The following is a 10,525-nucleotide window of genomic DNA, read 5'->3' as shown; positions in this document are numbered from 1 at the left end:
GATTGCTGTCAGAGACGACATTTTCAGGACTGATAACAGCAGTCGTTTCTGGTTTAACTTCATCGGCTCCGACTTGCCCTAGGCCAATCAGTGAAGCCCCGATAGCCAAACTTGAAGCAGCGATTGTAATCCAATGTTTCTTAACTTTATGAAGTTTGAAACGAACTTTGTTTTCCATAATCTTCCCCCTTGTATGGTGGCTTGGTAAATTCATGCTGTGACATTAAAAACATCATGAATACCAAAAATTAATTTACGATTATATTTTAATTCTATTTTCTAATAATTTCAATAGAAAACGGATACAAAAATGCCATGATTTTATAAAAAGATTCTTATATTCGTGATAGTTATAGCCTATAAAAGGGTTTTCCTAATTTATTTATTTTTTCGTCTATAGATATCATTGAAAGATATATTGTCCCCATACAGTTTGAGAAAAAGACTCTTTTTTTCAAAAATCATCCTGTGTAAAATAGAGGGCATAAAAACATGAGAGGTGATTGCAATGACAAATCGTTACGACTTAAATAAAAATTTGGCACAGATGCTTAAGGGGGGCGTCATCATGGACGTTCAAAATCCTGAGCAGGCACGTATCGCTGAGGCGGCAGGAGCGGCTGCAGTCATGGCCTTGGAACGCATTCCGGCCGATATCCGTGCAGTGGGTGGTGTGTCACGTATGAGTGATCCTAAGATGATTAAGGAAATTCAGGACGCTGTTAGTATTCCAGTGATGGCTAAGGTGCGTATTGGTCATTTCGTGGAAGCACAGATTTTGCAGGCGATTGAGATTGATTATATCGACGAGAGTGAGGTTTTGACACCGGCCGATGACCTTATTCATGTGGACAAAACCAAATTTGATGTGCCTTTCGTCTGTGGAGCCAAGGACCTTGGTGAGGCTCTTCGCCGTATCTCTGAAGGGGCATCAATGATTCGTACCAAGGGTGAACCTGGTACTGGTGATATTGTTCAGGCTGTTCACCACTTGCGACTCATGAATCAAGAGATTCGCCGTATTCAAAATCTTAGAGAAGATGAACTATATATTACTGCTAAAGATTTGCAGGTGCCAATTGATTTGGTCCGTTATGTCCACGAACATGGCAAGTTGCCGGTTGTCGATTTTGCGGCAGGTGGTGTAGCGACGCCAGCGGATGCGGCGCTTATGATGCAGTTGGGTGCTGAAGGTGTCTTTGTTGGTTCAGGTATTTTCAAATCAGGAGATCCGAAAAAACGTGCGGAAGCCATTGTCAAAGCAGTGACTAACTATAATCGTCCGGACATTTTGGCGCAAGTGTCAGAAGATTTGGGGGAAGCCATGGTTGGTATCAACAAGGATGAAATTGACATCTTAATGGCAGAGCGAGGAAAATAGATGACAAAAATTGGAATACTGGCTTTGCAAGGTGCTTTTGCAGAACATGAGCAGGTCTTGAACGGACTTGGAGTTGAAACAGTTCAAATCAGAAATCGACAGGATTGGGAAGCGCACGCTGATTTAGATGGGCTCATTCTACCAGGGGGAGAGTCGACAGTCATGGGAAAACTCTTGCATGATTTAGACTTGTTTGAGCCGATAAAGGCGAAAATTGATTCGGGCTTACCTGTATTTGGAACCTGTGCAGGTCTGATTTTGTTAGCCAAAACCATAGTAGGGGACCAAACAAAACATTTGGCAAGTATGGATATCAATGTAGCCAGAAATGCCTATGGTCGCCAATTGGGCAGTTTTGTCACAGATGCTGAATTTAAAGGAAAAGGGGAAATCCCAATGGTCTTTATTCGTGGGCCAATTATTGAAGCTGTTGGAGCAGAAGTGGAGATTTTAGCTCAAGTCAATGGGGCAATTGTGGCAGCTAGAGAAAAGCAGATGTTAGTGACCTCTTTTCATCCAGAATTAACGGGTGACGAAAGGGTACATGCTTATTTCCTAGATATGATTAATCCGGCAAAAGAAGAAAAGCTTTGATTCAAATTTCATAAATTCATTTACTTCTCCTTCACGCAAAAAAATCCAGAACCTAGGCCCTGGATTTAGGAGATTATGAAAAAGAAAAGTTTTAGGATGGTTATAGTATATAAAGCAAAGCCTAAAGTTTTCTTAAAGTGGAAAAAAGTTTACTTGTGATATGAAAAAGGAAGTTGACAGTTGGTCGACTTCCTTTTTAGCGATTCCTAAATCAAAGTAATTATGAGATATCAATAGTTGTTATTTGAATTATTTTCTTATACTTCACCAGGTCCCATCAAATGTCCATTACCGTCAGCATCGAATTTGAAGGCACCAGTGTTTGTTCTAACAATGGTATTTTCAGCGCGTGCCCCATTCTTAGCATCGTAATAGTGGACAGTTCCGTCATCGTCAAATTTGAATTCACCTCTAAGTTGTCTACCGTTTTGGTCGAAGTAAACATGAATGCCGTTTAAGGTTTGAGGTCCTGTCAGTTTATCCCCTTTAGCATCAACATAGTAGTAGAAATCTTCACGATCTAAATCTTTACTTTCTCTTGGGTACTGTCCATCCTGATCTACGAGATCATTTCCAGGAATGGTAATAGTGAAGTGGAAGATGCGATCACCATCGAGATTTCGGTAATTCCAGTTGTAGACATGAACAAAGCTATCAGTGACGAGAGCACCAGAGTTTTTATCATAATAGTGTCCATCAGGGGCGAAGCGTCCCTTGACTTGTGCGCCATTAGGAAGGAAGTAAAAGCGACTATTTCCAAAGGTTTGAGGTCCTGTTAATGGCTTACCATCAGCATCGAGATAGTACCAGGCAGTAGTATAGACATTTTGATTGTTGATGTCATCACGACCAATATAAGTTAAGATTTCTTTAAAAGCATTGGTTACGAGAGCACCAGAATCTTTATCATAGTATTTACCATTTGGTGCAAAATGTCCCTTGACTTGTATACCAGTGAAATCATCAAAGTAGACTTTAACACCATTGATAGTTTGTTCTCCCTTGAGTTTATCACCTTTATCATTGACGTAAACCCAGTTGCCATCTTCAGTTTCAAGATAGCGTTTTGTTACAAGTGCACCAGAGTCTTTATCAAAATAGCGACCATCCTCTGCAAAACGTCCTTTGACTTGTTTGCCATCCTTGTCAAAGTAGACTGGAATGTTGTCAACGAAGTTGAGACCGATGAGGTTTTTACCGTTTGCATCCTTGTAGTACCAGTTGCCCTCGTTATCACTATAATAGTGACCACCAAAAACTCGTGGTGCCTTGTCTAGGGAGATTGTAGGAATGACGGGAGTGTCTGTTTCTTCACCAGGTTCCATCAAATGTCCATTACCATTTGCATCGAATTTGAAGGCACCAGTGTTGGTTCTGACAATGGTATTTTCAGCGCGTGCACCGTTTTTTGCATCGTAATAATGAACGGTACCATCTTCGTCAAATTTGAACTCACTTCTAAGTTGTCTACCATTTTGGTCGAAGTAAACATGGATGCCGTTTAGGGTTTGAGGTCCTGTCAGTTTATCCCCTTTAGCATCAACATAGTAGTAGAAATCTTCACGATCTAAATCTTTGCTAGAAAGTGGGTAATGACTCATATCAATAAAGTGTGATTTACCGTCAGATCCTATAGCAGAGTCGTTCGGAATAGTAAGCATAAATTTAAGAACACGATTTCCGTCTTGATTTTGGAAATTCCAGTTATAAATATGAACAAATCTATTAGTTACAAGCGCACCAGAATCTTTGTCATAGTAATGTCCATCAGGAGCAAAACGTCCCTTAACTTGTGCTCCATTAGGGAAGAAGTACATGTTTGTACCACCAAGATTTTGAGGACCTTTAAGTGGCCGTCCGTCGGCATCAAGGTAGTACCAATCAGTAGTATAAATGTTTTGACCGTTGATATCATCACGACCAATATAAGTTAAGAGTTCTTTAAAGGTCTTGGTTACAAGAGCACCAGAATCTTTGTCATAGTATCGGCCATCCTCTGCAAAACCACCTTTGATTTGAATACCGTCTTGGCTAAAGTAAACAGGAACATTATCCACATAGTTCAGCCCGACAAGATTTTTGCCATTTGCATCCTTGTAATACCAGTTACCATTATCATCACTATAATAATGTCCACCAGAAATATGAGGTGCATTTTCAAGTGTTACAGAAGGTGTGACTGGCTTTTCATTTTCATCGATTGGGGCAGGTTGTACACTGTTTTTTGTAGGTGTTTTTGTTTCTTCGACAGGAACAGGTTCAGTGACTTTTTCTGCCGAAGTTTTTGTAGTAGAGGCTTCTGAAGTTGCCGTTTTAATAGGTATAGCTTTATTTGCCTGATTATCTTGATTGCTAATTTCTTGTTCAGAAGTGATTTCTACTGGTGATTCGCTTGCTAATTCAGATGATGCGACTTCACTGCTAGGAGCTTCACTAAGAACCGTACTTGTACTAGTAGGTAGCTCAGTATTAGTTGAAATAGGATTTGTAGTAGGTGCTTTGACCTCAACATTAGTTACTGCAGTTTCTTGTGCAGGTGCAAGAATCTCAGTTGGTTGACTAGAAGTTTCAGGTGTTTTCGCTTCATCCGCAAATGCAGGTCGTGCGAGTAAAGTAAAAGTAGCTAGAGCGGTTGCGCAAGAAAGTGCCATAAGGTGTTTCTTTGGGTTAGTCCTTTTCGTAATCATGATAAATTCCCCTTCATCTTAAAATCTTTTCAGTCTAAAAACTGAAATAATGCAAAAATAACTTAATTACAATTGATTGATGACTTAAATCTCTGTAAGGTAGCCGTTTTCATCAATATGATAATTTTTTCCATCAATATTGGCATTACGATTACGCCACATTTGACCATTGTTTGGATCGAAGTAAAGCTTATGTCCCTTGTAGTCTACAATTTCTCCCTGAACTCTTATTGGGAGACCAGCTGCATCACGGAAGTAGTAGTATTCACCCCAAACTTGTTGAAGTCCAGTTACTGCAATACCGTCTTTATCGAAATAGAGCCATCCAGGAATATAACCATGTGAATATTCAAAAAGCATATTTTTGTCGTTATAAATCATACGATTTTTGACAAGTTCACCAGTATAAGGTTCAAAGTAACGGATACCTTCTGGGAACCTAATAAATTGCCCCATAACATTGGTTTGGCTGTCATTGTTGTTGAATCCGATTCCTCGAGCTTGTCGTCCGTATTCAAAATAATAATATTCTTTTTCGCCTTTCTTTTGCCAGCCTGTAACGTATTGTCCGTCGTCGCCGAGGTAAAATGTTCCGAAATCCATGCTCTTATAGCCACCAGGAATTCCCCCTAGAGATCTGACATAGCGGTTTCGCCAAAGTTCACCATCATGTCCAAAGTAGTATGGCTTGCTATCAATGTAAACTTTATGGAAGTCATCCCAATCTCCTTGGTACCAAGGAATGGAGACTCTATACGCAGTGTCAGGATAGAAATAGTAACGGTTTCCATTAATATCTTGCCAGCCTGTTACAGCCACACCATATTTACCAAAGTAACGGTATTCATCGTGAGGAAAATCAGCTACCTTGACAAACTGTTCAGTTATCCTATGCCCTAGATTCTGGTCGTAGAAATAATAATGGTTATTACGTTGGACAGACTCACCTTTGGCTTGTTTACCATCTTCATGGAAATACACGTGCTGATTGTCAACAACGTGTGCGCCTATAAGGTCTTTACCGTCTTTTTTGTAGTGCCAACTACCTTGTACGTCACTATACCATTGACCACCTGTAATATTTTCTTCAGGATCTTCGTCTTGAATTTCTGTGTTTTCATCGTTATTGAAGGAAGAAACATCAGTCTTAAGTCGATTTTCTGAGATGTCCTCATATCTAGCGTTTTCCATACTAGCAGTTTCACTTACTGTAGCTCCTGTTTTAGAAGTAGGTATTTCTGATCTTGTTGAATTTGTTTCAGAGATAACTGTACTTGAAGCCTCTGAAGCGGGTTTAGCTGTTTCAGGAATAGCTGTAGTATCAGTGGTAACACTTGTAGCTTCGCTATTGATAATGCTTGTGCCTGTTGGTGCATCTGTTGTAGTTGCTGTTGGATTTTCATCAAGTGTCTTAGTCTCAACAGTAGCCACTACATTTTCTATAGCAGGTGCGACAACTTCGGTCTTAGCATTCGTATCAGATGCTTTTACTTCTTCCGCAAATGCAGGGCGAGCAACTAGGGAAAAAGCAGCTAGTGCGGTTACACAAGAAAGTGCCACAAGGTGCTTCTTGTACACGTGCCATGGATAATTCATTTCAGTATTCATGATAGACTCCTTTCATAAAATGAACACCGATGTTTGGGTGGTTATAAAGGAGCTCGCCGTTAAAATAGTGTTAAAAGTAGGCAAATCTGTTAAAACGACTGAGTCCCATATCTAAATCTCTCATGTCATGACCATAAGAAGATTTTATAGGGGAGCACGTCAAACGTGTGGCAAGGAGAATATGCTTATGCTGTGTAATTCATATCTAGAAACAAGTGTCTTCACTTATTTATCCTAATACTTTTATTTCTCTCCTTTCGTTTTATTATTGAATCCAGCCTATGGCATATGTCTTTAAATACAAAAAACTAGAACTTTTAGTTTGAAACATTCTCTCTAAAGCTCTAGTTTTGTATTATAGACAGATGTGTGTATGAAAAGAGCCTTAGATTATCATGCCAAAGTGCCTAAGGACCAGTTTTCATGCATAAAAAATTATTTTGACGTTAGAATTCTAAAGCCAAGTTCCTAATCCTAATCCCTCTGTAGTACACTTTCAACGTTTTGGTAAAACGCTTACATGCTCACCTATCTTTATTATAATACTTTTTTAATTACAAACAAGTTTTTTTACAAGATAATCGTAAATGTTAAAAAAATGTCATAATTGGGTTCTGTTTGAATGACAGTGATTGATTATATGAAAAAGGAAGTTGACCAACTGTCGACTTCCTTTTGTGTTTTTTTAAAGAACATTTAGACAAACATACTTACTATAATAAGATAAATCTCACAATTGAGTAGGACGTCCGTTTTCATCAAAGAGATAGGTTACTCCGTTAATGGTACGTGTCTGATTAGTAACAAGTTCGCCAGAATTTTCATCATAATAGCGAGTTCCTTTATAATCTGAGATAAATTGTCCTTTGACTTGTTTACCATTATTTCTGAAGTAGAGATGTTGTCCGTTTATAACCTGATCGAAAATAAGCGCTTTTCCGTCAGGACCAAAGTAGTACCAATCTCCCCCCCAGTTAAAGAATTGGTTAGTTAAAGCAGCACCTGTCTCAGCATCAAAGAAGTATGTAGGTGCAGCTTTTGAAGTGCTATTATAGTAATTTTCATTATAAGGGTTAACTAATAAGCCACGGACTTGATCATAATAATGCCCATATCTTGATTCTGGTCCATCAGAGAAATAATAGATCTTACCATTAATCTCTCGTAGCCCTTTGACTTTTCGACCGTTTTCATCAAGGTAAAACCAATTATTGCCTGATTTTATGAGACCGGTTTTGTGGATAGCAGCACCTGTTTCTTCATCATAATATGGAAGAGTGTTGTAGGGTCCTAATCCACCTCGAATAACTTCACCCCAAGAATAAACACAATAGTCTTTTCCATCTATTGTCATTCTACCGAAATCCCCATTACTATCAAAGTAGTATAATTTGTTTCCGGCCTTGAAAAATGTATTTTTAGGGATTTCTTGCCGAGCACCAGTGTCTTTATCATAGTAATAGCCGTCCAAAACAAGGTCCTTAGCTTGACCACCGAAGTAGTAAGGGTGGAAATAGACATTTACACCATCGATGGTCTGAGACCCTTTTAGTAAGATTCCCTGATCATTAGCATAATACCACTTGCCTTTATGGGTAAAGTAACGACCTTTGACTAGGGCGCCAGAATCTTTATCGAAGAATTTTTCAGCCGGAGTATAGCTAGCATGATCCTTTTCAGTAATTAATCGTCCATCTTTAGTAATGAAGTTACCCTTAACTTGAACACCAGTAATAGTGTCGAAATGGACTTGTACACCATCAATAGTTTGTTCTCCTTTTAGGATTTTACCTTCAGAACCAATATAATACCAAGCATCGTTGATTTGCACATAGTGATTCTTTCCTAAATCAGTCTTGGCACCAGAGTCTTTGTCGTAGAAGTAACCGTCTTCGTCAAATCCACCTTTAAGTTGTTTACCATTTTGAGGGTTGAAGTAAATGGCTACATTATTAATGATTTGAGCTCCTTTGAGTCGTCTACCTTTACTATTTACATAGTACCAATCTGATCCGACTCGCACATAGCTATTGGTTACAAGAGCTCCAGTGATACCATCATAGTATTTACCATTCACGGCGAAATCACCTTTTATTTGAGTTCCCTTTTGTTTGTCAAAGAAGTATTCGGTATTTTTGATAACAGCTAACCCTTTAACGGGATTACCCTTATCGTCTATATAGTACGTTTTATCTTTGACTGTAATGAATTGATTATAAATTAATCCTCCAGTATCTTTATCGTGGAACCTGTCATTAGAGTCAAATGTTCCTTTTGCTTGTACACCATTGTTATCAAAATAGACATCAACACCATCAATTGTATGGTATCCTGTTAAGATTTTTCCATCATTACCAACATAGTACCAATTCTCTTTGATTTGGACGTAACGGTTTTTACCAAGGTCAACGAGATTACCATCTTGATCATAGTACCGTCCTTCAGCAAAATTATCGAATATTTGCCAACCACCGTAATTGTTAGAGTAATTTCCTAATTCGTGGAAGTACACTTGCTTTCCATCAATGGTTTGAGGTCCGGTTAATGGTTGTCCTTGATTATCCAGATAATATCTCTCGTTTTGACCAGTAGTACTATTATAGGCAATGACGTATTGATTTTTGACTAAGGCACCGGAATCCTTATCATAATAGCGGAAATTCTTACCTGAATAATCAGATATGAATCTGCCTTTGACTTGGACACCAGTGTTCTCGAAGTAAACATCCATACCATTAATCGTTTGTCTGCCTGTTAAAATTGTGCCGTCATCTCCAGCATAGTAACAATATCCATTTAAGTGGAAGAAGCGGTTTGTTCCGAAATCAACTTGTTTACCTTTATCATCATAATAACGACCATTTTCGGCAAATTTATTAAAAACTTGTTCAGGTTCAAAATAATACAATGCCCCATTGATTTCTTTGACACCAGTATACTTATAGCCGTTTTCATCAATGTAATAGGTTTTATCACCATACATATTCACAATACGATTGGTGACGAGCCAACCATTATTTTTGTCGTAAAAACGGTTATCAGCTGCAAAGTGCCCTTTAACTTGTTTGCCATCAGTGTCAAAATATACATTCACGCCATCAATGGTTTGAGGTCCTTTTAAAATCTTGCCATCTTTACCAATATAATACCAGTGTGTGTGAAGTTGGTAATAGCGATTGATACCTAAATCAGTTCGTTTACCTTCTTTATCATAATAATAGCCATCAGGACCAAATTCGTCTTTGATTTGTGCAGGTGCAAAGTAGTACCAAGTACCTCCAATGTTTTTTTGACCTGTAACTCTATTACCATTTTCATCTACATAGAAGTCGTATATTGAATGAACAAAGCGATTAGTCACCAAGGCACCAGAATCCTTGTCATAATAATGCTCATCACTAGCAAAGTCACCCTTTACTTGGATACCATCATAATTACCAAAATAGACTTTAACACCGTCGATAGTTTGAGGTCCTTTTAAAATCTTGCCATCATTTCCGATGTAGTACCACTTATTATGTAATTGAAAATAGTGATTAGTACCGAGGTCAGTCCGTCGACCATTTTCGTCATAATAACGACCTTCAGGGTCGAATGACTCTTTTAACTGGGCGCCAGAATCGTTAAAGTAAGTCCACTCTCCATTAATTTTTTGATGACCGATAAGCCTATACCCTTCTTTGTTTACATAGTAGGTGTTATAGCCATCATTGACATAACTGGACGTAACTAGAGCACCAGAATCTTTATCGTAAAAGTGTTGATCTAAGCCAAATCTTCCTTTTACTTGTCTACCTTTATAGTCAAAATAAACCTTAACACCATCGATAGTATGACCATCAATGTAGTCATCGCCATTTTCATTTCTATAATGCCAAAAACCATCATCGTCAGTGTAATACTCACCACCTGTAACATTTTCCACTCGAGAAGACCATGGTGGAGGTGGGTAAATACCTCTGTCGGTAACATCTATAGTACGGTCTTCATGGGATGCAGTTTCTTCCGCAGTTTTTTCTGTCACACTTGTTGCGACAGATGATTTAGATTCTGAATTTTGTGTTTCAGAGGCTGAAACAAATGTGCTTGAGACTTCAGAGCTTGTTTTTTCAGAAATAGTTTCTGTTGAAGTAACTTCAGAGGTGACTACTGGTGTTTCTGATACTGTGGCGGCTTCGCTCGAAGCGGTAGCAACTGTGTTTTCTGCAGGTTTAGCTGTGGCTTCATTACTTGCTGGAGCATCGACGTCAATAGC

Annotated in this window: 6 protein-coding genes; 2 read left to right on the top strand and 4 right to left on the bottom strand. The window is 38.7% G+C overall.

What is annotated here, in order from left to right; all coding sequences use genetic code 11:
• The coding region (locus tag HMPREF2877_RS10665) for a KxYKxGKxW signal peptide domain-containing protein (RefSeq protein ID WP_256262929.1) at positions 1-178 on the bottom strand (178 nt) is incomplete at its 3' end.
• 330 nt (positions 179-508) lie between these two features.
• Between HMPREF2877_RS10665 and pdxS the strand changes: the two genes are divergently transcribed.
• Positions 509-1,381: a pyridoxal 5'-phosphate synthase lyase subunit PdxS gene (gene pdxS / locus HMPREF2877_RS05945; RefSeq protein WP_070579130.1), complete on the top strand. Its 873-nt coding sequence runs from the start codon at positions 509-511 to the stop codon at positions 1,379-1,381.
• The gene (pdxT, locus tag HMPREF2877_RS05940; RefSeq protein ID WP_004182217.1) at positions 1,382-1,975 is read left to right on the top strand and encodes a pyridoxal 5'-phosphate synthase glutaminase subunit PdxT; all 594 of its coding nucleotides are present in this window, start codon (positions 1,382-1,384) and stop codon (positions 1,973-1,975) included.
• Positions 1,976-2,232: 257 nt separating this feature from the next.
• On the opposite strand, the gene HMPREF2877_RS05935 is transcribed toward pdxT, so the two are convergent.
• The 3 genes from HMPREF2877_RS05935 to HMPREF2877_RS05925 all read right to left on the bottom strand — a co-directional run.
• Positions 2,233-4,662, bottom strand: coding sequence for a glucosyl transferase (locus HMPREF2877_RS05935; protein ID WP_070579128.1), 2,430 nt, complete (start codon positions 4,660-4,662; stop codon positions 2,233-2,235).
• A gap of 84 nt (positions 4,663-4,746) precedes the next feature.
• Positions 4,747-6,270 carry a glucosyl transferase gene (locus HMPREF2877_RS05930; protein WP_002883853.1) on the bottom strand — a complete coding sequence of 508 codons (1,524 nt, stop codon included), beginning with the start codon at positions 6,268-6,270 and terminating at the stop codon, positions 4,747-4,749.
• A 730-nt stretch (positions 6,271-7,000) separates the two neighbouring features.
• On the bottom strand, positions 7,001-10,525 hold a 3,525-nt coding region (locus HMPREF2877_RS05925; RefSeq protein ID WP_070579125.1), incomplete at its 5' end, for a glucosyl transferase.

Origin of the sequence: Streptococcus sp. HMSC072D03, from assembly GCF_001812855.1 — a bacterium.
In the GTDB taxonomy this organism is placed as follows: Bacteria; Bacillota; Bacilli; order Lactobacillales; family Streptococcaceae; genus Streptococcus; species Streptococcus salivarius_D.
Note: the sequence above shows the minus strand (reverse complement) of the source record. Positions and strands in the feature narration are given on the sequence as shown.

What these genes read in the sequence shown, in the direction of transcription:
- HMPREF2877_RS05930 (WP_002883853.1), bottom strand. Translation starts at nt 6,270, where the DNA reads ATGAATACTGAAATGAATTATCCATGGCACGTGTACAAGAAGCACCTT.
- pdxS (WP_070579130.1), top strand. Translation starts at nt 509, where the DNA reads ATGACAAATCGTTACGACTTAAATAAAAATTTGGCACAGATGCTTAAG.
- HMPREF2877_RS05935 (WP_070579128.1), bottom strand. Translation starts at nt 4,662, where the DNA reads ATGATTACGAAAAGGACTAACCCAAAGAAACACCTTATGGCACTTTCT.
- pdxT (WP_004182217.1), top strand. Translation starts at nt 1,382, where the DNA reads ATGACAAAAATTGGAATACTGGCTTTGCAAGGTGCTTTTGCAGAACAT.